Source organism: Micromonospora echinofusca (assembly GCF_900091445.1).
GTDB lineage: Bacteria > Actinomycetota > Actinomycetes > Mycobacteriales > Micromonosporaceae > Micromonospora > Micromonospora echinofusca.
Genome location: NZ_LT607733.1, coordinates 182,104 through 204,346, shown reverse-complemented (window position 1 = coordinate 204,346; position 22,243 = coordinate 182,104). Strand labels below are relative to the sequence as shown.

The window sequence follows — 22,243 nt, the reverse complement described above, 5'->3', positions numbered from 1 at the left end:
TGAGGATGGTCGGTCAAGATGCCTGGGTGCAGGTGATCTCGGCAGCCCGCCCGGAGTGGATCTTCCCGTTCACCGGGCTGCAGCCCGCCCAGTTCCGTTCGCTGGTCCGGCTGGTCGCCGAGCGCGGCGGTGACGGCATCGCCGACGGCCGGCCGGGCCGGCAGTGGGCCCTCGACCTGCCGGATCGGGTGTTGCTGGTCGCCGCGTACTGGCGTACGAACCTGACGATGCGGCAGATCGGCCCGCTGTTCGGGGTGTCGCACTCCGCCGCGCACCGGGTCATCGACACCCTCGCGCCGCTGCTGGCCCTGGCGCCGGTGCGTAAGCGGCCGGTCGAGCAGATCGCGATCGTCGACGGGACGCTGGTCCCCACCCGCGATCACCGCCTGGCCGCCCGGAGCAAGAACTACCGCTACTCCACCAACCTGCAGGTCGCCATCGACGCCAGCACCCGCCTGGTCATCGCCGTCGGCGACCCGCAGCCCGGCAACCGCAACGACACCATCGTCTACCGCACCTCAGGCATCGCCGAGAAGCTCGACGGGCGGCCGGTGATGGCCGACGGCGGCTACCGCGGCAACCCCGAGGTGATCATCCCGTACCGCAAGCCCACCGACGGCAGCGACCTGCCGGACTGGAAGGAAGCCCTCAACGTCGAACACCGCACCGTCCGAGCAGGGGTCGAACACGCCCTGGCCAGGATGAAGTGCTTCAAGATCCTGCGCGACTACCGCCGCGCCGCCCACACATTGACCGACGCCGCGTCCGGCATCGCTAACCTCCACAACATCATCCTGGCCGGCTGAACGCCGGGCCGGTGCCGGGCAACGCCTCCACCCAGTTACGAGACGTCCCTTAGGAATCCGAACGTCCCGGCGCCTCAGTGCGAGCACGTAATTGATGTCGGCCAGGGGTCAGTCCGGTCAGTCCGCCAAGAAGGTCAGCACCGCGAGCACCCGCCGGTGGGTGTCCGGCTCGTCGGCCAACCCGAGTTTGGCGAAGATGCTGCGTACGTGGGTCTCCACGGTGCGCTCGGAGAGGTGCAGGTCAGCGGAGATGCCCCGGTTGGCCCGACCTGCCGCCATCCGGGCCAGGATCTCCCGCTCACGCGGCGACAGCATGCCGACGCCACCCGACGCGCGAGGACGGCGCAACAGCCGCTCGACCACGATCGGGTCGATCGCCGTGCCTGCCGCCGCGACGTCGCGCACGTCCCGGAGGAACCCGGCGACATCGGTGATCCTGTCCTTGAGCAGATAGCCGACCCCGCCGCCGGGCTTCTGGAGCAGGGCCAGAGCCTCCCGGTGCTCCAGGTGCTGGGACAGCAACAGCACGGCGACACCCGGGTGACGACGGCGTACGGCCAGCGCGGCGCGGACGCCCTCCACGGTGAAACTGGGCGGCATGCGGATGTCGACGATCGCGATGTCCGGCTCGTGCTGGGCGACAGCGGCCAGCAGCTGCTCGCCGTCGCCGACCTCAGCCACGACGGTGATGCCGTGCCGCTCAAGCAACAGTACGAGGCCGCTGCGCAGCAGTACGGAGTCGTCGGCCAGAACCGCCCGCACACCACCGTCCCGAGCGGCGACCGTCAAGGCCCGGGTCATGACGCCGCGAGGGGCATGACGGCGCGTACCGCCGTGCCACGCCCCCGGGTGCTCGACACCCGCAGGGTCCCGCCGCACGACTCGACACGCTCCCGCAGGCCGTGCAGCCCTCCACCCGGCACCGCGAGCGCGCCGCCGATCCCGTCGTCGTGGACGGTGACCTCGACCCGGCCCCCGCTGGCGGCGAGCGTGACGGACACCCGGCCCGCCCGGGCGTGCTTCTGACTGTTCGTGACCGCCTCCATGGTGACGAAGTAGGCGGCGACCGCGACCGGTTCGGGCAGCGTGAGGTGGCTGACCCGATCGTCGACCAGGACCGGGACCGCGGCCCGCTCGGCGATGGCGGCCACTGCCCCGGACAGGCCGTGGCACACCAGGGCCGCCGGGTTCATACCCCGGACGAGGTCGCGCAGATCGGCGATCGCCTGCTCGACCTCCGACGCGCCGCGCGCGACCAGCGCGGGATCGTCCTGCCGCAGCATCATGGCGGCGGCGAGCAGCCGCTGTTGCACTCCGTCGTGCACGTCACGCTCCACCCTGCGGCGCTCCCGATCGCGGGCCCGGCGCAGGTGGCGGCGCTCGACGCGGTGCATGCTGAGCGCGGCCCCGACCGGGATCAGCGCCGCACCGAGGGCGTAGAGCGCGGTCGGCCAGTGCCCGGAGCCGTAGGTGACGGTGCTCAGCATCGCCGTACACAGGCCGTTGACGGCCAACGCGGCCCAGAACGGGGCGTACACGTGCCGTTCGGCGCGGTCGGCCCGGCGGTACCGCACGATGAACAACCCGGCGAGGAACACGCCGACCAGCGGATAGGACAACGCCCGCAGGTCCAGCAGGAGACCGGTGCTCAGCGTCCCGGCCACCATGGCCCCGGCGACGATCACCGGCCAGTACGCGTAACCCGCCGCGGCGACGAGCCGCTCCCAGCGCCCACGCAGCCGGCCCGACGACACGACGAGACCGGCGTGCAGGTGCATCGGGTCGTGCACGATGCTCAGCATCATGCCGGCGGCGAACAGCGACGGCAGGGCGACGCGACCCCAGGCGTCCAGCAGCCACACCAGGCCACAGGCCACCAGCAGCAGCCCGATACGGTTGTCGGGGCGTTCCCGCCACAGCCGCAGTCCCACCTCGACGTGCAGGACCCCGGTGACGGCGAGACAGGCCAGCTCCCAGGGATCCATCCAGTACAGCGCCAGCAGCGGTCCGCACAGCAGCGTCGCGGTCGCGACGCGCAGCGGCCACCGTAGAAGTTCCATGGATCATGATGTTGCCGGGTGGTCGCAAGCATCGGTGAACGTCCGTCGGTAGCCCGACTCACGGCGATCGGTGGTCGGCTTCCTCGTGGCGTTCCTCGACGCACCGTCCACGACCGAGGCGGCACCCGGGCTCTTCCAGCTACTTCCAGCGGAAGCGCACGAACGGAACCAGATTAACGCGTTGACCTGCGCCGCACCGCCACCGCAGGATCGCGGGAACAGATCGGGCACAACTCGGCGCATCACCGGGATCCCGCCAGCCGAGCGCCGGATAGGGCCGCGTCAACCAGGTTCCGCGTCCGGTCAATTGCCTCCGGCCACTCCCCCGCGTACGTGTTCAGGGTGATGATCGGCGTTGCATGCCCCAGCGCCATCTGAACCGTCTTCACGCTCGCTCCGCCATGAATCAACAGCGTGGCGAAGTAGTGGCGCAGCCCGTGATAGCCGAACCCCTCCGGCACCTCGTCGACGGCTTCCACGGCTTTCTTCCACGGGTAAGCCCAACCGGTACGCTGCATCGGGTTGCCCCGGCCGCTCGTAAACAGCAACTTCGCCTGTCGAGTCACCGGCTTGCGCGGGTTCGTCTCATCGAGAATCTCCACGTCGACCGGCGGGAAGAGCTCGATGTGACGGGCGAGCGCCTCGGCGACCACCTGGCCCATCTCCACAGTTCGCCGACTGGTCGCAGTCTTCGGTGGTGCGAGCCGTGGCGACTTACCCGCCGGGGTGACAAGCTGCTGAACGATACGAATCTCTCGGCGTGGAAAATCGACGTGCTCCAGCTCAAGGCCCCACGCTTCGCCCTGACGCAAGCCGGAACCCGCTGCCACATAAACCAGCGCCTGATACCGCTCACGACTAGGCTTGCCCGGATCCGGCTTCACGCTGAACGCATCGGCGAGGGCATGCACCTGGTCCGGCGTGGGAATGAACCGCTCAACTCGCTCGATCTCGGGTAGACGAATGCCGACGCACGGACTACGGCCGATCATTCGGTCGCGGGTCGCCGCGTCGAACATGCCGACCAGGACGTGGTACACGACTCGCAACGAGGACGGCGCGAGCACCGTCGCCCGGTCCTTCACCCACGCTTGGATGTGCGAAGGGCGGACCTGCGCGAGCTGCATCCGACCAAGGATCGGCTCGACGTGTACGCGTAGGGTCATCTCGATGCGCGCCGCAGTCGCGTCACGGTGCAACTGGTGCTTGCGCCACTGCTCCCCGTAGGCCATTACGGTGACCTTGCCGGCGGCTGGAGCGACGTACTGGCCCCGGGATACGTCAGCGCGGGTGTTTACGTCGAACTGTTCCGCGTCGGCCCTGCGCTCGAACAGCTTTTGCTTGGGCTGGCCAGTGTCGTCAACGTATCGGGCCCGCCAGCGCTTCCCGCGACCGTGCCGTTTTGAAGGCAGCCGTTTGCCGTCCGGACCGCGCTTCCCCAGATACCAGAGATCATCGACGGGCATTTCAAGCCGCCTGCCTCTCGATGAGCCAGGCTCGGACGTCAGCCGGGTCGTAGCGCAGATGCCGACCGACGCGGGATGCGAGCGGGCCAACGCGACGGTGCCGCCACTGATACAGCGTGGCGACGGGTACGCCGAGGTAGGCCGATACCTCCTCGACGGTCCAGAGCGGTTCGATGGTGCGCCTAACCATGGTCTTGCACTCCTTACTGATCTTCTGTCTCGTTACGCGGCTACCGGCAGACTGCCGGCGAGGACCAATGCGGTTTCGTGGGCAAGTTCTTCGCGGCCGGTGGCTTGTCGTTCGCGGGCCATGGCGGCGGCGGTGTTGGCGAGGAGGGCGTCTCCGGTGGTGTGCCAACCGACGCCGGCGAAGGTGAGGGTGCCGACGATGAGCGTCGTGTCGTCGTGCTCGTCAACGAGCTGGCCGCTGGCGGCCGGGTGCGTGTGGTCCTGGTCCTCGCGCTGCCGGTGGTCGCGGCGGGCGTCGCGCAGGAGTTGGAAGGTGACGGAGTAGCGCCGGGCCTTGGTGAGGAAGTGGCCACCGAAGCCGAGCATGTGCGCCCAGCGGCGCAGTCGGGCGTACGGGTTGGCCGCCGTGGAGTTCGTCGGTTCGGTGTCAAGGTCGGCTTGACGGTGGGCTACGCAGACGGGGCAGGCGGCGTACCGGGTGTGGGTGCCGCAGTCAGGGCACTGCCAGCGGTCGACGAAGCCGGGCCGGGGTCGGGGGTAGCGGGGCCGTTGGGACAGGGGGACCGGGGTGCCGGTGGGTCGGCCGAGTCGCCAGCAGGCGTCGATGAGGCGGGCGGTGTGGTCGCCGTCGGGGTCGGAGTGTTCGCCGATGGTGTCGGCGGTGAGCCTGACGGAGCGGTGCCCGGTTACCTCGGTGCTCTTGGTGGCGTACTTGGCAAGGTAGCCGGCGGCCATGCTGTCGGTGACCTCACCGTTGCCAGTGAGGCTGATGGGGCGGATGTCGAGCTGTTCGCCCCAGGCGATGGGCCAGCCGTCGGGCCGGTCGGGGTGGGCGGGGGTGGCGAAGGCGACCTGTGCGGCGGCGTGCCGGAGCGCGTCGACGAGGTCGGCGACGGTGAGCGCGGCCGGCGGTGGGACGACGGCGGCGGAGTCGTCGGGGTCGACGCCGTCGAGGCGCACGAGGGCGTGGAAGTGGACCGCGCCGCGTGCCTGGAACTCGGCGGCTTTGCCATGGGATAGCCGCACGGGTGGGACGGTGCGCGTGTTGCCGGAGGCGGTGACGACCTCGACGCGGGGGATGCCGCGGCGGCGGGCGAGCTTGGCGAGGTGCCGTTCCGCGGCTTGCTTGGTGCGGTGCCACAGTTCGCCGGAGTAGAGGTTCCAGACGACCTGGTGGCCGTGGTCGTAGCAGTCGAGGCACAGCGGTTGGCCGAGGACGGCGTCTGTGGGTTCGTGGCGGGCCCAGCAGGCGGCGGGGCGGCCGTGGGGGCAGCGGCCGGCGGCCGGGTCGGTGGCGCGTCGGGCGTGGCAGGGGTCGGGTCGGCAGTCGCAGCGCTTGCGGTCGGCGCAGGTGTGCCGACGGACGGCCCGGACATGGACCGGCCCGAAGGACGGTGCGGTAAAGGTGGCGAAAACGGCAGGGTGGCGGGTGACGGTGTCGGGTATGCCTTTGCCGCCGACGAGGCCGGCGCGTAGGAGTTGGTAGGCGTCGCGTTGGTAGGTGTGGGCGCAGGCGGGGCAGACGGTGGCGCGTCGGTTGCCGCAGGGGGTGTAGATGACGGCGTCGGGCATGCCGTCGGTGTGCCGCTGTTCGAGGACCCGGCCGGTGGCGGGATCGACGGTGAGGAGCTGCCCGGCGAGGCGGATGGGGCGGGTGCAGCCGGCGGCGGCGCGGACGTGTTCGATCCAGCCGAAGTAGTCGGGTTGGGTGGCGCGGGTGAAGGCGGCTCCGGCGGCGGTGTAGTCGTAGACGGGCGGGATGGTGTCGGCGTTCGAGCCCACCCCCCGGGCCGAGGCGCGGGGGGTGAGGTCCATCGTCGAGGCCATCAGGCCGCAGCTCCCGGGTTGGGGGTGCGGGTGGTGATGGAGCGTTCGGTGATGATGACCCGGCAGGCGCCGCACTGGCGCTTAGCCGGCTCGTGCTGGCGGCAGGGGACCTGGACGGTCTGTGTGCCGCAGCGGATGATGACCGGTGCCCGGCAGGGTCCGCCGGGGATGACGTCGACGATGGTGCGTCGGATGTCGTACGGGTGCCCGTCGGGGTGGGCGGGGCAAATGTGGACGGTCTGCTGGATGTCGACGATGTAGATGGTCATCGGGCACTCACGGCAAGGGTGGTGAGCAGTTGCCCGGCTACGGCCGGGGCGACGTCGAGCCGGTCGGCGAGCTCGGCGGGGGTGATAGGTGCTCCGGTGGACTGTTCGTGCTGCACGGCCGCGAAGCGGGCCATGGGCAGGAGGTGTGAAGGGACGGGTTCCGGCTTCATGGCCGGGGCGACGGGTTCCGGCTCGATATCCGGCGTGCTGGCCGGGGCCGGTTCGTTGGCCGGATCGAGGTCAACATCGGGCGGCTCGTTGACGAGCTGGCCGACGTCCTCGGAGGTGTCGGCGGGCTTGGTGGGTTCGGTGCTCGGCTCGTTTTTGGCTGCCAGTTCGCGAGCGGCGGTGAGCAGAGCGGCGGCTTCGGCTTCGATGGCGGCGAAGTCGGGTCGGATGCGTCCGGCGACGAGTTCGACGCCGATGACGAGGACGACGACCAAGGCGAAGACCAGCCGCAGGCCGAGGCTGCCGGGAGAGGCGAAGTTGATGGTGGCCGACAGCAGGGCGGCGGCGGCGAAGACGACCATGGCCCCGCGCTTGGCATCCTTGGCGATGCCGGCGGTGCGGACGACGGTGAGCATGGACACCATCGCGGCGTCGAAGATCAGCGGCACGAGGTAGGCGAAGTAGCCAGCGTTCTGGGTCCACAGGTAGTGGGCCTGGTGCAGGTAGCTGGTCAGCAGAGCGCCGAGCAGAACGAAGCGGTTGTAGCGCTTGATCGAGCCGATTGCCTTGAGCATCGCGGGCACCGCGTTGCGGGCGTACTCGGCGGCGAACTGTTCGGTGAAGGTTGAGTCAGCAGGCATCAGTGGCCTCCGTGGCAGTCGAGGCAGCAGCCGTAGCGGCGGGGGATGTAATAGGTCTGCACCAGCCCGCACACCCGGCAGATACGCCGGGCACGTAGCGCCTTGGCGATGGCCTCCCGTTGGGCGGGGGTGGCGACGCGCTTGGGTGCAGCGAGGTCGATGCGGTAGAGGTAGGCGACGCGCTTGCCGCGCCGCCAGAGGATCTGCGCGACCGGGTCGTGTCCTGCGGGACGCAGGCCGGCGGCGCGCAGTTGTCGGCGGGTGGCGAGGCCGGCGGGTGCGGATCGGTAGGGGTAGGTGGGGAACCTGTAGCGGGTGCCGGTCGGGTCGTAGAAGCGGCGGGCCAGGCCGGTGGGGATGTCGGTGAGGGTGGTCATGGGCGGTCTCCCCAGCGCTGCTGGGCGGCCTGGCGGGAGATGCCGAGCCGGGAGCCGATCTCGGCCCAGGAGTAGCCGAAGGCGCGTAGCCCGATGACGGCGTCGGTGATGGCCTGGTCGAGGTTGGCCGAGAGTGCGACGAGGTCGCGGAGGGCTTCGACGTCGCCGGTGGCGACGCGGCGGCCGTGGGCGCGGATGATGCGCCGGGTGAAGGCGGCGAATTCGTCGTTCTCGACGACGTCCCGGCGTCGCTGCTGTCGGGGGAGAGGCGTCAAGGTCTTCTTGACAGTGCTCATCGGTTCTCGCCTCCCTGCATGTGGAGGCGGTCCCACTCGTCAGCGGCCTTCTCAAGGGCGGTGACGACCTGCTCGGCGGTACGGGCCGGCTCGTCGTTCCACGAGAACGGGGAGGTGTGCTCGTCGAGCAGATGGCCGTCTTCATCGACGTGGAAGAGCGGCGCGAAGGCGTCGAGGTAGTCGACGAGTGCGGCGATGCTCTGGTGGTAGATGTCCTCGTCGGCGGACGAGAGGAGGGCCGGGTCCAGGAGCGGCTTTCCGGCGCAGGCCATGCCGATAGCCCCGACGGCACAGGCCGGCGAGGTGAGGGCGTCGGTGGTGGCGTAGTAGGTGCCCTGGGTCCAGCCGTGCCGGCGCAGATAGAGGGCAGCGCACCGGAGCAGGTCGGCAGGGGTGACCTGGACTCCGGCGGGTGGCTTTTGGGTAGCCTTCATGACAGCCACGTCCTTTCGAGGGCGTTGGTGGAGGTCGGCAGGACCGGCGTTGCTGCCAGGCGTGGTCCGGTCCTGTCGGCTGCTACTGGTTGCGCAGCCGCACGTAGCGGCGGAAGCGGGTGTCGTTGTCGCCCATCGGGACGGGCGCGGAAATGAAGACGAGTCGCCCAAGGCGGCTGGCGGCTTCGAACATCGGGGCCAGGTCTTCGGGAGTGCCGATGACCAAGAGATCGGTGTACCGGGTGGCCCGCTGGTTGTTGAGACGGATGACGACGCGCTCTCGGGCGGTCATGCCGCGATCCCCCAGTCAGAAGGAGAGCCGGTCGGGATGGTGATGCCGCTGGGACGGCGGATCCAGGCCGCGTAGTCGGCAATGCCGGCGATCTGGATGTCGGACAGGTAGGCGACCTTGATGCGGCGGGGAACGCCGCCCTCGGCGATGAGGTAGGCCGCACCCTGGTTGGTGGGGGCAATGTCGGTGGCGGAGTAGCCCTGCTCTGCCCAGCCGTGGCCGAGGACGATGTTCGAGCTGTTCGGAGTGGTGCAGCGGAAGGCGGCGCGGTAGCCGAACAGGTCCCGCAGGCTGGTGGGGATGATGTCGAACGACGGCCGCTGGGTAGCGGCGACGACCGGAATGCCAGCGGCACGGCCGCGTGCGACCAGGTCACGCAGGAGGGCGACGAACTCTTCCTGTTCCTGCTTGGCGCCGATGGTGGCGGAGTAGAAGGCGATCTCGTCGACTAGGACGGTGATGACGGACAAGCCGTCGGCAGCGGTGACCTTGCGGCGCCCGTGGGCGCGCAGCCAGGCGTACCGGTTGTTCATCACCTGCTGAAGACGTCGCAGGACGTCGAGTGCGGCGGTGATGTCGGGGCCGATGAAGGCGTCGGCGCAGTCCTCCCACTGGCCCAGCTCGACGAGTTTGCCGTCCAGCAGTACGAGCCGGGAGTCCGCCGACAGCGCCGCGTGGGCGGCGATGGCGTTGAGCAGGCCGGACTTGCCTCCACCGGGCTCACCGCCGGCGAGGAGGTTGCGGTAGGCGAGGGTGACGTAGACGGGCTGGCCGAACTCGTCGATGCCGAGGAAGATCGGGTCGAACATCGACAGGCCGGGCCCCACGGGAATGCCGGCGGTCGGGGCGGTTGCCATGGTCATGGGTTGCCCTCCTTGGGCGTTGGTGGGCGCGGGAAGCCACACGAAGGAGCCCGTTGGGGCTCCCCGCGTCCGGATGGGTGCGGGTAGGTCAGATCCAGTCGGAGATGTCGTCGCCCTCCGGCGACGGCGTGGTGGCCGGCTTGCTGCCGTTGGCCGACGTGGCGGCCGGCTTCTTGGGCTGCTGGACGGGCAGCGCGATGGTGGGGGCCTGGACGTCGGGCAGGTCCAGGGCGGTGGGGACGGCCGGCGTCGGCCGGTCGGTGGCCGGAGTGTCGGTGGGGATGGCGTCGGCCAGCGGTGACGTGACGGTTGCGGTGAGCACCTCGCGGCGCTTGATGTCGAACCGCAGGTAAGCGGCATTGCCGTCGGCGGCCCGCTCGACCAGGACGGACGAGGCGTGGCAGGTGACGGCGATCTTGTCGAGGCGACCTTCCAGGTCCGCTAGGGACAGGCCGGGCCGTAGGTAGACCCAGACCCGTTCGCCGACCGGCGTCGGCTTGGCCCAGAGGATCAGCGGGAGGGAGCCGGACTGGTTGGCGACGATGAACTGTGCGAAGCACACCCGCAGCCGGTGGCGCACGATCAGGCACCACACCCAGGCGACGACCTGGCGGCGGAGAACGGGCACGGCGGCCGGGACGCCGAGGACGACGGCGACGACGGCAAGGGTGACGAGGGTCGGGGTGTGGGTGGCGAGCTGGACCCAGCCCGCGAGCAGCAGGGTGGTAAGGACGATTTCGGGGGTCCACCACCACAGCAGCCGCAGCACCGGCCACACGCGGACCAGGAGCCAGGCCAACGCGCCGCACGGGACGCCGACGGCTACGCCGATGAACAGCGCGATGATCGGGTGTACGTAGGAAGCGGCCACCACGGCCGTCAGGATGCCGATGATGACCGCAGCGAGGATGAACGCCATGCGGGCGTTTCGGGCCGAGGACCGGTGGACCTTGGCTTCGATAACTGTCACGGTTCCGGTTGACTTCCGCCCGAACGAGCGGCGAGGGCTAGACTTGGACACGACACGTCCTCCCAAGCAATTGGGCTGGATGGGTTGGAGAGCACGGGGCCGGCAGGTGTAGGAGCCAGTACCGGCCCCGCGCTCGAATTCGGATCAGTTGGCGTGCGAGGGCGATCTACTCCTCGTCCGCCAGGGGCGAGAAGCCCAGCACGGTGACCTGCTTGCGGCCCCAGCCGCGAATGAGGTCGGTCAGTTTGGCGATGTCGTCATAGCCCCGGATCGGGCTGGCCGGCTGGTACTCGAAATACTCAACCTGGGCACCATCAGCGGTGGTGTGGAAAAACGTGACGTAGTAACGAAGATTCGACATGTGTTCCTCCTCGTGGGAGCAGCCGGCGGCTGCAATGGAATAGAGGGAAGAACCGGCACGGGACCGGCGGCACGAGAGGCCATACCGGCCCCGTGCAACTAGGTGATGGCAACCCGATGGGTTGCCGAGGCCGGGAGAGTAGGAGCCAGTAACGCTCCCGGACTCAAGGTGGATCAGGAGAGCGGACCGTAGGCCGCTTCAGGAGACACCGCAGGCTTCACGCAGCACGATGCGCGAAGGACTACTTTGCCGCCGAACCAGCCTTTGGCTTCAGCGAGATCGCACGGAACGCGACGCCGTTACGCCCGTTGGTCGCCCACGGGATGGCCTCCAACTGCTCGACGTCGATGAGCTGTCCCACCATCACGCTCGGCTTCTCACCCGCCGTGGTGATGGAGATGACCTCACCGCCCGTCTCGTCGAGAACGAAGACCTGGGTGGACCACATGAGCCGGCCCGTTCCCTTCTCGGACCGCTGGTTGCCGTTCTGGTCGTTCTTCGGCTCGGGATCCCTCGACACCGTCACCTGCTTTGCCTTGGTGTCCACGTACAGCTTCACGAGATACCTCCTGTGTCTCGGGCCAATTGTTGAGCTTGTCCCCGGTGGACTCTTGCTCGTGGCCTCTGCGGATAAGACTCTCGAAAAGCGGCGGACACCCCATCCTTCGAGCTGGACGACTAAGGGACGTCTAGGTTACTGTCTTACTCGTCCCTAGTCGTCCCTTGAGGAGGGTCGAATGGCAAACGACCGGCTACGCGATGCCATCCTGCGCAACGGGCTGACCCCGGGCGCGGTGGCCGAAAAGATCGGTGTCGACCCAAAGACGGTAGAGCGGTGGATCACCCAAGACCGGACTCCCTATCCACGTCACCGGCACGCAATCGCAGCGGTGGTACGCGAAGATGTGCCCTACCTGTGGCCCAAGGCGGTGACGCCGGAGCGGGCGTCGAAGATCGGACAGAGCGAGTTGCTCCAGATCTACTCCCGGCGGTCCTCCGTACCGTACGACCTCTGGGGTCGCCTGATCGAGCGAGCAGAGGAGCGGATTGACGTCCTGGCCTACGCCGGCCTTTTTCTGGTGGAGCAGGACCCGCAGCTTGTCGACGTCCTGCGTCAAAAGGGGGCGGACGGTGTCGAGGTGACGATTCTGCTCGGTGATCCGACCAGTGAGGCGATCGAGCGGAGAAGCGTCGAGGAGGGTGCACCCGGCCTCATGGCCGCGAAGATTGGCCAGGTCCAGCAGTACTACAACCGGCTCGAAGGCGCGCCCGGGGTGACGGTGCTCTACCACGACACGACGCTCTACAACTCGATCTACCGCTTCGATGACGAGATGTTGGTCAACATGCACGTACTCGGGCGCCACGCACCGCACGCACCCGTGATGCACCTGCGGCGGCTCAACGGCGGCGACCTGTTCGGCACCTACGCCGACAGCTTCGACCGGGTCCGGAAGGCCTCGAAGCCCCAGCCGGGCGGCGAGCGCGGCGAGGTGGCAGCCTAGGGCCATGGCGAGAACCGAGCACTACCACGACCCGAACGCGCCGAAGGCCAACAGCATCGTGGTGGCGGTATCCGTCTTCGCCCGAGACGAGGCCGGCCGGGTGCTGCTCATCCAGCGCACCGACAACGGCCTGTGGTCACTTCCCGGCGGCGGCCAGGAGATCGGCGAGTCGGTGGCGGAGACCGCGGTCAGGGAGACCCAGGAGGAAACCGGCGTACGGGTCGAGGTCACCGGCATGGTCGGCGTCTACTCCGACCCGGGCCACGTAGTCGCCTACTCCGACGGTGAGGTACGACAGCAGTTCTCGCTCTGCCTCCGAGCGGTGCCCGTCGGCGGCACCCCGACGCCGAGTGACGAGTCAAGCAACGTCCGATGGGTCGCTCGCGACGAGCTGGGCGCGCTCGACATCCACCCGTCGACGCTGCTCCGCATCACCCACGGCTACGAGGAACGCCCCGAGCCCTACATCGGCTGAGCGACGCTGCCCGAGAGCCGGCGCTGAGTCCGCTGCACAGCGGCGACCATCTCCGGTTCCGCCCGGCAGATGAACCGAGTCACCAGGTGCTCAGGCCCGTACCGCGACCGAATCTCCGCGAGCCGATCCAGCACCTCGAAGTCTTGGCCGTCCGGCCCGGTCGTCATGTCCGAGAAGCAGAGCGCATCGGTTACCGGCGTCTCTTCCCGGGAAAACTCGGCGGCCAAGGCCTCATCGAGTCCACGTTCTTCCGCTTCCAGCCAGGCGCAGGAGTGGTGCGCCACCAGGGCGGCGATCCGCTCATTGAACTGCTCGCGCCGAAGCCAACGGCCACCGTCGAGGGAGTGAAAGCCGGTGTCGACCAAGTCGGGGCTGTAGCCCACGTCATGCAGCCACGCGGAGGCTACGAGCACATCCCGGTCCTCGGCGGGAACCGCCCCGCTGATCCTGTCCGCTTTGGCGGCGACCGCCTGGACGTGACTCCACCGACGAGGTAGCGGTTTCTCCAGCAGGTGTCGCGCAACTTCCCGGGCGGTATCGACGAAGGCGGCCATGCCGTCAGGGTACGGAGCGCACTCAGCCCACGCCATCCCGTGTCCGGACGGTAGCGAGGCAGGACCGGGCCGGCTGCCGGCGTGTGATCCGACAGCTGATGTGCGACGCAGCTCTGCCAGGTGATGTGCGACGGGTGGTCTAGGAAACTGAGGTAGCGATCCGCGGTCGCTGGCCTTTGATGCTACGGACTGGCTGCGTGGTCGTGCGTCGGATGACCTTGGTGTCGCCGTCGGTGAGTTCGATCGCCAGGGTCGTTTCGGACACGGTCACGGTGACTGTCTGGTGGCGGTGCAGCCGGCCGAGGGCTACTTTCTGGCCGGCGACCATGATGATCCCGCTGTTGGAAGCCCTCCGTTGCACCCGAACGGGTTCGACGGAGGGTCGTGGTGGTGGTCCTGCCGGTCGGGCGCCACGCAGGCGCTTCATCTGTTCCGGGCGGAGCGGGTTGGCGCGGGTGCGCAGCAGTTCGCGGGTGTCCAGGTCGTAGAACATAAGGGTGGTCGGCTCGATGCGGATGCCGACGCGGCGGCCGGCGAGGATCTCTGCGGCCAGGACGATGTGTTGGCCCAGTGAGACCCCGCCGCCTCGGTTGACGCAGCGTTCGACCTCGATGGCGTCGCCGTCCTCGATCGGCGGCAGCGGTGCGGGGCCGGCCGGGACGGCGCCCTGGCGAACGAGGGTGGCCAGGTCGTTGACGCTCAGGTGAGACCGGACGGTCTTGATCCGGATGCCGGCGATGAGGACGTGGATCAGGTCGCAGTCGGCCCAGATCCGGGCCACCATGCCGGCCCGGTGGGTGCCCATCCAGAACTGGCGTTGGCAGACCATCAGATTGCCCGATGCCGGGACAACCCGGTCGAACTCCACGGGTCCACCCGGCTCCACCGCCGTCTCCTGGGCCTGGACTGGGCTTCCCCCTGAGATGTGGACACCCTGAGACTGGATGTTGGTCCAGAGGAAGGGGTGTCCCCGTTGGGGCGTCCATCGAAGTACACGGAAGAGTTCCGGCGTGACGCGGTTGATTTGGTTCGCTCGTCGCGGCGGCCGATCAATCAGGTGGCCCGTGAGCTGGGGATGAGTCACGAGACGCTGCGCAACTGGGTCCGCGCCGCTGAACGCCAAATCCAGACGGGTTCGGGGGCCTCGGGCGAGGCGCTGTCGGTGGCTGACAAGGACGCCGAGATCGCTCGGCTGCGGCGTGAGGTCGCGGAGTTGCGGCAGGAGAAGGAGATCCTGCGTAAGGCAGCCGCCTATTTCGCGAAGGAGATGGATCGGTGACCGGCCGCTTCCGGTTCATCTCCGCCCACCGTGCCGTGTTCGGCGTCAAGCGGCTGTGTCGGGTCCTGGCGGTGTCCCGCTCGGGGTTCTATCGCTGGAGCGCCAGCGAGCCCGCTCGGCAGGCTCGCGCCGCCGGTGAGGACGCCCTCGCCGAGCAGATCAGGGCCATCCACGCCGGCTCCGGCGGCACCTACGGCTCCCCGCGGGTGACCGTCGAGCTGCACCACCAGGGCGTGCGGGTCAACCGCAAGCGGGTCGAGCGGATCATGCGCCAACGCGACGTGGTGGGCCGGCACCTGCGCCGCCGCAAACGGACCACCATCGCCGACCCGGCCGTCCCGCCGGTGCCGGACCTGATCGGCCGGGACTTCACCGCCACCGCACCGGATCAGCGGTGGTGCGGCGATATCACCTACCTACGCGTCGGTGATGGCTGGCTGTATCTGGCCACGGTCATCGACATCGCCACCCGCCGGCTGATCGGCTGGTCGATCAACACCCACATGCGCACCGGCCTGATCATCGACGCCTTGGCCGCCGCGGTCGCCGCCCGCGGCGGCCGGGTCGACGGCGTGGTCTTCCACTCCGACAGGGGCGCCCAATACGGCAGCGGCGATTTCGCCGACGTCTGCCAACGGCACGGCATCCGCCGCTCGATGGGGCGGATCGGCTCGTCGTACGACAACGCCCTGGCCGAGGCGTTCTTCGCCACCCTCAAACGTGAACTCGACGTCGACCGCCGCACCTGGACCAGCGAAGCCGACGCCCGCCGCGACGTGTTCCGGTGGATCGCCTTCTACAACCACCGACGCCGCCACTCCGCACTCGACTACCTCAGCCCCGCCGACTACGAACAGACCCTCACACCGACTACGCTGCACCAGATCGCGGCATAACCCGGTGTCCACATCCCGGGGGGAACCTCAGGACCGGTGGTGCGTCGGCTGCCACCGGCTGGACCTCGGTGGAGGGGACGGGGTCCAGGGTGGGCGGCAGCCACAGGTCGACCAGCGTCCGCTGCTGGGCTCCGACCGGCTGGAACCGGTCAGCAGGGGTGACCGGTGTTCTCGGGTCGAGGGCCTGGTGGGGCCGGTCGGTGTTGTAGTGCAACACATACGCGTCCACCGCGGCCTGGGCTTCCCGGAGGCTGGTGAACGCCTCGGCGGTGTCGAGGAAGTCCGGGCGGACGGTGCCGTGGAACCGTTCCACCTTGCCGTTCTGGTTCGGTGAAGCCGGCGCGGTGAGCCGGTGCGTGATGCCGTTATGGCGGCAAATCTTGTCGAACAGCACCTCACCGGTGCGGGGACGATACTTGCCGAACCGGTCGGTGAACTGCTTGCCGTTGTCGGTGATGATCTCCTCCGGGACCCCGAACCGGGTCAGGGCCTCCGCCAGCGCCAGACACACCGCCCGGCCGGTGGCCCGTTCGACGACCTTCGCGATCACGCAGTACCGGGAGTGGTCGTCAACGGCGGTGACCAGCTTCGCCTCCCGCACTACACCAGTGGCCGGGTTGACCAACTGCACTCCGCCGACGATGTCCATCTGCCACAACTGCATCGGCGCAGGCCGTTCCCACCGCTTATACGAGTCCTTCGGCCGTTTCCGGGGCCGGACCCGCAGCAGCCCCTGCCGCTGCAAAATCCTGTCGATCGTCCGCTCCGACGGCACCGCCAGGTCCTCGACCACCCACGGGCCGGGCTTGCGCAGCATCTCCAACCGGATCCGCCGCGACCCCCACCGGGGATGCTCCCGACGCATCTCCGCCACCGCGACCTCAACCGCCTCCGCCACCTGACCAGGGCACGAGTGAGGCCGGTGCGACCGGTCAGCCAACCCCGCCAACTGCTCAGTCAGATACCGGCCCACCCACCGATGCACCGTCGACCGATGCACCCCACAGTTGGCGGCCACCTCCACCACATCCGACCCGGCCAGCACCGCACGGACCGCGTCCAACCGCTGCTCGACAACCGACAAGACAACCAGCGCCAATCCCGGCCTCCCCGAGTCCCGACGCCCCGCGGAGACGTCGGGCTCAGAGTGCCGAAACCGACCACTGTCGCAGATCACCTGGCGGACGCGTGTCGCACATCAGCCGACGGAGGACAAGCCGGCTGCCGGCGAAGTGGTTCAAACTTTCTGTACGTCTTCGAGGCGGCCCTTGACGGGCCGCACGCGCCGCCGCCTGGGCGCGCGTCCGTCGCTGCGCTGGCGCTCCGACTCCGGCCACGCAACACGCCCGGCGGCTGGCGCGGAGAGCGGAAAGCCCGGAGGGGCCGCCGCATGACGACAGCAGCGTTGACCGGGTGGGGTGGGCCGGCAGCCGGCCGGGCCGCGCGGCCACGAGCCCGCGCGGCGTAGGGGAGCGCACGCCGGCCGCGTCGGCGAGCTGGCGGCGGTCGCGGGGTTGCGGTTACTGCGCCTCCGGCGGGGGCGCTCCGGCTCCAGGATGGCCGGGGCACCGCCGGCGCGTCGCGGTCCGGGGGTGGTTGCGGTAGGCCATCCCGCCTGCCATCGACCCGGGCAAGCCGAGCAGACCGCCGCCCGACCCGTCAGCGTCCGAACGTGCGTCAAGGCCGTCTTGACGTGGCGGGCCGGGCGGCGGCCCGCTCCCCAGAGGGCGGGTCGACGGCAGACGGGATGGCGAGGTTGTTCGAGAGTTGAGGCTGTAGGTACAGGGCGGGTGAGGTTCAGGGATGTTCGGTTGCCTCAGTGCAGCCCTTGATATCGGGCTAGCCGGTTCTTGCGATCTTGAGCCGCCTTGTTGCGTACCCAACTCTTCATCTCTGCCGCAAGTGCTGATGTCCGTTGAGTGGTGACGTCTGCACGCCGCTTCTTCCCTTCCAGCACGGCGGCGCAGTACTCCGGCCCATGCACATCACACCAGCTTGACGTGAGGCGCTTGCCCTCGCGGTCACCGTCGCCGTCAGGAATCTTCTCGATAGTGATGTTGGACCAGAGGTCGGGGTTTGGGTTGCTGCAGGAGCAGGTGACGGCCAGAAAGTCGTTGTCGGATACCCAGTCCCAGATTGTCCCCGTAACAACCATCTCATGGCGATCAGCTTGCTGGGCCGCCTTTGCGGCATAGTTGACAGCTCGTCCAGCCCAAACCGGCTCCTGGTGCTCGGTGCGAGGCACGCCAACGCGCTTTACCAGAAGAGGGCTACTCCCTAAGCCGACCTTTAGTCCCGTTTCTGGCAGGCCATCCCACTTCTTCTCTAAGCGCGGCACCAGATGCTTAAAGCTAAAAGTTTTTATTGTAATTCCGGCACAAACCGCCCGCTGCCTCCTCTTATCGCCCCAGAAAAGAGCAAAGGCTCCATCACCCTGAATTGCCACAAAGTTCGCATCGAATTCATCAAAGATCTGAACCACCCCGCCCGTGGCGGCTTCATAGATACTGGCGGTTGAAGCGGCATGCTTGTTCAGGCCAAGTTGAGTAGAGCTCTTGAGGTCCGCTACCACCGCGACGGCGTCCCTCAACTTGTGCCACTTCCGAGCTTGGATCGGAAGGGTAGATATGTCTAGCTCGTGCCCCTTGTCAATAACCTCCGGTTTGGAGGCTAATTCGGTAGCTACATCTCCATCAACATCGGCAAGGAGTGCTTTGAGATCTACTTCAGTCACGGGTCCTCCTAAGGGATGGCTGTCACGGTAGTGGGGCAGTGCGACAAACCATCCCAGTTGATCAACAGAGCGGGTGGGTGGGGCGGCCTCGGGTGGGCTGGGTGTGTACGGTATCGGAGCGTGACTGCGGACAACGGATGGAAAGCGCTCGGCCAAGTCAACGAGTGGATCCGATTTGCAGACGCCAAGGCGGCAGCGGTACTGGCTGCCTCCGGTGTCTTAGGCGGCCTGCTCGTCAAGAGGATCCCTCGGCTGGCTGACTTTAAGGATGAGCCCGTCTATGCCGGCCTTCTCGTCGTCGCCATCCTCTGTCTGGGCGGCGCGGCCTTGATTGCTTCGCGCATTCTGGCTCCGAGACTCCGAACCGGCGAGGCTCGCTCTCTGATCTACTTCGATCATGTGGCGCGGCGATACGGCGGCGACCGGAGAGGCTACGTGGACACCTTTACCGCGCTGACAGCGGACGAAGAACGATTCGAGCGGCACCTTGCGGAGCAGGTGTGGGCCAACAGCAAGGTCGCGAGGGCGAAGTTCCGGCGGGTGGCGGTCGCAATCTACCTGCTCGGTGCCGCGATGCTTTCGTCCGGAGCGGCTGTCCTTGCCTACCGGCTCTGAACGCCCTGAGCGGTCTCCGTGCTGCTGCCCAGAAACGATGACGAGCCCAGGCCCGGTTCATCGGCGAGGGCCCAGACGGCGTACAAGACACCGTTTTTGCTGGTGAAGGAATGACCACTACTCCAGGTTCCGCTTCAACGCCTGACACTGTGGCTAGGTGACCAACTCGGTGACGACGGGCGCGGGCAACGCCGGACGTCCGTGCACTCCGGTGGACCGTTCGGACATCTCAGGCCCGCTGCTGGCGCAGCTCATCGACGGCTGGTGGCTCCTTTGGGACGCAGGACCAAGCTCCGCCAGCGTGACTGCTAACGGAACTTGGTCCTGGGAACTGCTGCGACTAACGCTTCGTCATGAGGTGAAGGGTGTAGAGGACGGTCAGACCGAACCCAACCGCCACCGCAGCGGCAGGGTTCACGAAGGCCAACCAAGCGGCGAGGCCGGCCAAGGCGAGCAGGACAACCAACCGAACGTCCAATGGCGCGGACGGCTCCGGTGCGGCAGCCTTCTTGCTGGATCCTGACTGGGGCATGTAGGTGACCTTTCGGGAGACGTCAGTAGGTGCGGGTTCGCGTCGAGCAGGACGCGACCCGCGCAAGTTCTCCTGCTGGGAGTGCAGGCAGACTTCACTGCCATTGCTCGTGATGGGGATCCCTCAGGCGGGAACACACCTTCCCAGTTGCGCGGTCCAGGCTGTCGCTCGCGTTTCTTTCGTATGGAAACTGAGCGATCCGAGCTTGGGGATTGACTGCTGATCCTCCGCTCTGGCGGCCTTCACCTCCTCTTTCACCTGCTCCGATACAGCTAGCACGATCGGTTGCGTCGTCGTTGCGAGCTGGCGACGCATGGTCTCCGATTCGATCATGCGGAAGACAAAGGTCAGGTCTCGCCCGATATAGCCGCCCCGCTCGTCATAGGCGGCGGTGCCCTGATGTACAGCTAGGCGGAGTCGGAGGAGTAGGCGAGAGGGCTTGCCCTCGTTGTAGTTGTCGAGCGACGCTGTCAAGCGCGGCACAACCCCGGTTAGGACCCGAAGGGGCCCGCACGACAAGACCACCACGGCGCCGTCACCTCGGTCGAGGATCTTCGCGTCTGAGCAGAGCCCCGCGTCCTTGAGAGCGGAGTCCAGGATGGACAGCAGCTGAGAACGCAGGGCCATCTGTGCGCTCAGGTCGCGGTCCTCGCGATGGAACGCCTCAATGTCCAGACCAAGAAACGTGAACGTGCCGTGTTGGTACATCGGTCCCCTCCTCCCGGGCAGCTCGCACCGGACACCGAGGACTCGATGGTACTACGCGACAGTCAGAGTGTGAAGAAGTACCAAAGCCGATGGTCTTCTTACATGTTCATCCTGGTCAGGGCGGCAAGGGCGGGCACGTCGTCGATGACGATCGATCGCCTGCCGGTGGTGATGATCTTTTTGGTTCGAAGCTCTCGCAGAACCTTCGCAACGGCTTCGCGTGATGCTCCCACGTACCCGGCAAGCTCGGTTTGGGAGATGTCCGGGATCGGGTGAGCCTCGGCCTGGTCGGGGTTTCGAGGATCAAGGCCCGCCAACTCCAGCAGCGTTGCAGCCACGCGGGCGCCTACTGTCAGGGTGGCAAGATCAACCCGTCGGTGGTCGGCGTCACGAAGTCGCTGAGCGACTTGCAAGAGTAAGAAGCGCATGACCCGTGGATGCCTATCTAGGAAGGCATTGAAGAGGTCGGCGCTCACGATGGCGCCCTCGACAGGAGTGACCGCCACCACGGTCGCCGACCGGGGTCGTCCATCAAGTGGGGCCATCTCGCCCACCACTTCGCTCGGGCCTCTCGTTGCTAGGACTACTTCCTGCCCCTGCGGCCCGGTGGAGACAACCTTGACTTGGCCCTCTTTGATCAAAACTGCATGAGTGGTGGTGTCACCCTCGGAGAACAGGACGGTTCCGGCCGCCAGGTTGACCGGAATCCCCAGCTGTTGCAGCTCGGCCCTCTCCTCGGCACTCAATGCTGCGCGAAGTTGATCTACAGGAGAGTCCGTCACGCCGGGATCCTACTTGCCACAACCAGGAAAAACCAGACACAGGCTGCTGTCGCCAATGACCATCGGGCAGCAGGATTCCAACGATCTCGGGGTCCCGACCGACTGAGGCGGGCGGCCCCATGTTCCGGACCGTCAGCCACCGCTCCGCCGGCAACCGATCGGTTCAGGGCCGGGCACAGATCCGGCACAACCGAGCGCGAGCAACGGCGAAAGATGACGGAAACCGACGGAAGGCGTTTCAGCAGGTCACATGCCGCGCCGGGGATCGCGTGGGAGGCCGGGAGGCTGGGGCTCTTACTTCCAGCGGAAGTGCACGAAGAGGCGGCCGAAGTTCTTCGAGTCCTTCTCGACGCGGTGGTAGAGCTGCTTGACGTCCTTCTGGTCGAGGAAGCGCAGCACCCGCTTCTTGAGCTGGCCGGAGCCCTTGCCGGGGATGATCTCGACGAGGGTGGCCTTCTTCGCCACCGCCTCGTCCATGATCCCGCGCAGGGCCCGGTCGATGTCCTGGCCCTTGTTGAAGATGTCGTGCAGGTCCAGCTTCAGCTTCATCGCGCACCCGCTGCCAGCTCACGTCCCATACCGCCGATGGTAGGCGCCCCGCGGCGCCCACCGCGATGCCCGGTGATCAGGACGGCATGGACGTCACCCGGCCGTTTCACGGTCCATGGCGCCCTGATCACCTCGGCGCTCCGGCGGCGCGCATGACGGTGACGAGCGCGCGGGCGGGGCAGCTCGGCCGAGCTGCCCCGCCCCGTGCCCGCGCTGTCAGCGGTTGCCCTCGACCCGGGTCTGCACCCGGTCCAGGGCGACGCGGTAGTCGTCGTTGCCGCTGTGCATGGCCGCCGCGATACGCAGGTGCCGCAGCGCGTCGGCGTGCCGGTTGAGCCGCTCCAGCGTGCGGCCCAGTACGTGGTGGGCGTAGTGGTCGGCGGGGTCCCGGTCGACCAGCTCCCGCAGCTGCGCCTCGGCCCGGTTGAGCTGCGCCGACTGGAAGTACGCCCGGGCCAGCAGCTGGCGTACCGAGGCGTTGCCGGGCTCGGCCTCGACGATCGGCTCGAGCAGCCGGGCCGCCCCGGTCGGGTCACCGGCCTCGAAGAACATGGTCGCCCGCCGGTACTCGGCCAGAAGGTCCATCCGACCCACC

Annotated in this window: 28 protein-coding genes; 5 read left to right on the top strand and 23 right to left on the bottom strand. The window is 67.9% G+C overall.

The features are described from left to right. Nucleotides 1-26: 26 nt before the first annotated feature. Entirely contained in the window at nucleotides 27-806 is a 780-nt protein-coding gene (locus GA0070610_RS01000) for a transposase family protein (protein ID WP_088998274.1), read from the top strand. A 117-nt stretch (nucleotides 807-923) separates the two neighbouring features. On the opposite strand, the gene GA0070610_RS00995 is transcribed toward GA0070610_RS01000, so the two are convergent. The 15 genes from GA0070610_RS00995 to GA0070610_RS00925 all read right to left on the bottom strand — a co-directional run bounded on the left by GA0070610_RS00995 (nucleotide 924) and on the right by GA0070610_RS00925 (nucleotide 11,578). Continuing rightward, nucleotides 924-1,568, bottom strand: a complete 645-nt coding sequence (locus tag GA0070610_RS00995; RefSeq protein WP_089003193.1) for a LuxR C-terminal-related transcriptional regulator — start codon at nucleotides 1,566-1,568, stop codon at nucleotides 924-926. A 35-nt stretch (nucleotides 1,569-1,603) separates the two neighbouring features. After that, nucleotides 1,604-2,866, bottom strand: coding sequence for a sensor histidine kinase (locus GA0070610_RS00990; RefSeq protein ID WP_088998273.1), 1,263 nt, complete (start codon nucleotides 2,864-2,866; stop codon nucleotides 1,604-1,606). A gap of 242 nt (nucleotides 2,867-3,108) precedes the next feature. After that, on the bottom strand, nucleotides 3,109-4,332 hold the full coding sequence (locus tag GA0070610_RS00985) for a tyrosine-type recombinase/integrase (RefSeq protein WP_088998272.1): 1,224 nt from the start codon (nucleotides 4,330-4,332) through the stop codon (nucleotides 3,109-3,111). A 1-nt stretch (nucleotide 4,333) separates the two neighbouring features. Beyond that, nucleotides 4,334-4,522, bottom strand: a complete 189-nt coding sequence (locus tag GA0070610_RS00980) for a helix-turn-helix domain-containing protein (RefSeq protein WP_088998271.1) — start codon at nucleotides 4,520-4,522, stop codon at nucleotides 4,334-4,336. Nucleotides 4,523-4,554: 32 nt separating this feature from the next. Then, nucleotides 4,555-6,348: a replication initiator gene (locus GA0070610_RS00975; RefSeq protein WP_088998270.1), complete on the bottom strand. Its 1,794-nt coding sequence runs from the start codon at nucleotides 6,346-6,348 to the stop codon at nucleotides 4,555-4,557. Further along, nucleotides 6,348-6,617, bottom strand: a complete 270-nt coding sequence (locus GA0070610_RS00970) for a hypothetical protein (protein WP_088998269.1) — start codon at nucleotides 6,615-6,617, stop codon at nucleotides 6,348-6,350. Before GA0070610_RS00970 ends, GA0070610_RS00975 begins: the two co-directional genes overlap by 1 nt. After that, entirely contained in the window at nucleotides 6,614-7,426 is an 813-nt protein-coding gene (locus GA0070610_RS00965; protein WP_088998268.1) for a DUF2637 domain-containing protein, read from the bottom strand. Before GA0070610_RS00965 ends, GA0070610_RS00970 begins: the two co-directional genes overlap by 4 nt. After that, a complete protein-coding gene (locus GA0070610_RS00960; RefSeq protein ID WP_088998267.1) occupies nucleotides 7,426-7,803 on the bottom strand; it encodes an RRQRL motif-containing zinc-binding protein in 378 nt (125 codons plus the stop codon). The genes GA0070610_RS00965 and GA0070610_RS00960 overlap by 1 nt, the downstream gene beginning before the upstream one ends. Then, a complete protein-coding gene (locus tag GA0070610_RS00955) occupies nucleotides 7,800-8,099 on the bottom strand; it encodes a hypothetical protein (protein WP_088998266.1) in 300 nt (99 codons plus the stop codon). Before GA0070610_RS00955 ends, GA0070610_RS00960 begins: the two co-directional genes overlap by 4 nt. Next, nucleotides 8,096-8,533 (bottom strand): DUF6197 family protein, encoded by a 438-nt coding sequence (locus GA0070610_RS00950; protein WP_088998265.1) that lies wholly within the window; start codon nucleotides 8,531-8,533, stop codon nucleotides 8,096-8,098. The genes GA0070610_RS00955 and GA0070610_RS00950 overlap by 4 nt, the downstream gene beginning before the upstream one ends. Before the next feature lie 82 nt (nucleotides 8,534-8,615). Further along, nucleotides 8,616-8,825, bottom strand: a complete 210-nt coding sequence (locus tag GA0070610_RS00945) for a hypothetical protein (RefSeq protein ID WP_088998264.1) — start codon at nucleotides 8,823-8,825, stop codon at nucleotides 8,616-8,618. Beyond that, complete coding sequence (locus GA0070610_RS00940) at nucleotides 8,822-9,688, bottom strand: FtsK/SpoIIIE domain-containing protein (protein ID WP_088998263.1); 867 nt, start codon at nucleotides 9,686-9,688, stop codon at nucleotides 8,822-8,824. Before GA0070610_RS00940 ends, GA0070610_RS00945 begins: the two co-directional genes overlap by 4 nt. Before the next feature lie 88 nt (nucleotides 9,689-9,776). Next, nucleotides 9,777-10,658 (bottom strand): hypothetical protein, encoded by an 882-nt coding sequence (locus GA0070610_RS00935; protein ID WP_088998262.1) that lies wholly within the window; start codon nucleotides 10,656-10,658, stop codon nucleotides 9,777-9,779. A gap of 166 nt (nucleotides 10,659-10,824) precedes the next feature. Continuing rightward, nucleotides 10,825-11,019, bottom strand: coding sequence for a hypothetical protein (locus GA0070610_RS00930; protein WP_088998261.1), 195 nt, complete (start codon nucleotides 11,017-11,019; stop codon nucleotides 10,825-10,827). Nucleotides 11,020-11,260: 241 nt separating this feature from the next. Next, nucleotides 11,261-11,578 (bottom strand): hypothetical protein, encoded by a 318-nt coding sequence (locus GA0070610_RS00925; protein WP_088998260.1) that lies wholly within the window; start codon nucleotides 11,576-11,578, stop codon nucleotides 11,261-11,263. A gap of 178 nt (nucleotides 11,579-11,756) precedes the next feature. Between GA0070610_RS00925 and GA0070610_RS00920 the strand changes: the two genes are divergently transcribed. Both GA0070610_RS00920 and GA0070610_RS00915 read left to right on the top strand, forming a co-directional pair. Next, nucleotides 11,757-12,524, top strand: a complete 768-nt coding sequence (locus tag GA0070610_RS00920; protein ID WP_088998259.1) for an XRE family transcriptional regulator — start codon at nucleotides 11,757-11,759, stop codon at nucleotides 12,522-12,524. A 4-nt stretch (nucleotides 12,525-12,528) separates the two neighbouring features. Further along, a complete protein-coding gene (locus GA0070610_RS00915; protein WP_088998258.1) occupies nucleotides 12,529-12,999 on the top strand; it encodes an NUDIX domain-containing protein in 471 nt (156 codons plus the stop codon). On the opposite strand, the gene GA0070610_RS00910 is transcribed toward GA0070610_RS00915, so the two are convergent. Both GA0070610_RS00910 and GA0070610_RS00905 read right to left on the bottom strand, forming a co-directional pair. Beyond that, nucleotides 12,987-13,553: an HD domain-containing protein gene (locus GA0070610_RS00910; protein WP_089003192.1), complete on the bottom strand. Its 567-nt coding sequence runs from the start codon at nucleotides 13,551-13,553 to the stop codon at nucleotides 12,987-12,989. The two genes, GA0070610_RS00915 and GA0070610_RS00910, sit on opposite strands and share 13 nt — an antisense overlap. Before the next feature lie 139 nt (nucleotides 13,554-13,692). Then, complete coding sequence (locus tag GA0070610_RS00905; RefSeq protein ID WP_172896321.1) at nucleotides 13,693-14,637, bottom strand: hypothetical protein; 945 nt, start codon at nucleotides 14,635-14,637, stop codon at nucleotides 13,693-13,695. Here GA0070610_RS00905 and GA0070610_RS00900 point away from each other — a divergent pair. After that, a protein-coding gene (locus GA0070610_RS00900; RefSeq protein WP_392567281.1) for an IS3 family transposase occupies nucleotides 14,527-15,728 on the top strand; the annotation gives its coding sequence in 2 pieces (ribosomal slippage) (nucleotides 14,527-14,811 and nucleotides 14,814-15,728; 1,200 coding nt in all). The two genes, GA0070610_RS00905 and GA0070610_RS00900, sit on opposite strands and share 111 nt — an antisense overlap. On the opposite strand, the gene GA0070610_RS00895 is transcribed toward GA0070610_RS00900, so the two are convergent. Then, entirely contained in the window at nucleotides 15,703-16,905 is a 1,203-nt protein-coding gene (locus GA0070610_RS00895) for an IS481 family transposase (protein WP_269458861.1), read from the bottom strand. The two genes, GA0070610_RS00900 and GA0070610_RS00895, sit on opposite strands and share 26 nt — an antisense overlap. 639 nt (nucleotides 16,906-17,544) lie before the next feature. Continuing rightward, nucleotides 17,545-18,462: a hypothetical protein gene (locus GA0070610_RS30295; RefSeq protein WP_157747014.1), complete on the bottom strand. Its 918-nt coding sequence runs from the start codon at nucleotides 18,460-18,462 to the stop codon at nucleotides 17,545-17,547. A 120-nt stretch (nucleotides 18,463-18,582) separates the two neighbouring features. On the opposite strand from GA0070610_RS30295, the gene GA0070610_RS00890 reads away from it, so the two are divergent. Next, nucleotides 18,583-19,077, top strand: coding sequence for a Pycsar system effector family protein (locus GA0070610_RS00890; RefSeq protein ID WP_088998256.1), 495 nt, complete (start codon nucleotides 18,583-18,585; stop codon nucleotides 19,075-19,077). Between the two features lie 655 nt (nucleotides 19,078-19,732). On the opposite strand, the gene GA0070610_RS00885 is transcribed toward GA0070610_RS00890, so the two are convergent. From GA0070610_RS00885 to GA0070610_RS00870, 4 genes are all read right to left on the bottom strand, one after another. Further along, nucleotides 19,733-20,317 (bottom strand): hypothetical protein, encoded by a 585-nt coding sequence (locus tag GA0070610_RS00885; protein ID WP_088998255.1) that lies wholly within the window; start codon nucleotides 20,315-20,317, stop codon nucleotides 19,733-19,735. A gap of 98 nt (nucleotides 20,318-20,415) precedes the next feature. Continuing rightward, entirely contained in the window at nucleotides 20,416-21,099 is a 684-nt protein-coding gene (locus GA0070610_RS00880; protein WP_088998254.1) for a Crp/Fnr family transcriptional regulator, read from the bottom strand. A gap of 294 nt (nucleotides 21,100-21,393) precedes the next feature. After that, nucleotides 21,394-21,648, bottom strand: coding sequence for a Smr/MutS family protein (locus GA0070610_RS00875; RefSeq protein ID WP_088987488.1), 255 nt, complete (start codon nucleotides 21,646-21,648; stop codon nucleotides 21,394-21,396). 216 nt (nucleotides 21,649-21,864) lie between these two features. Beyond that, entirely contained in the window at nucleotides 21,865-22,233 is a 369-nt protein-coding gene (locus GA0070610_RS00870; RefSeq protein WP_088998253.1) for a tetratricopeptide repeat protein, read from the bottom strand. Between the last annotated feature and the right edge of the window lie 10 nt (nucleotides 22,234-22,243).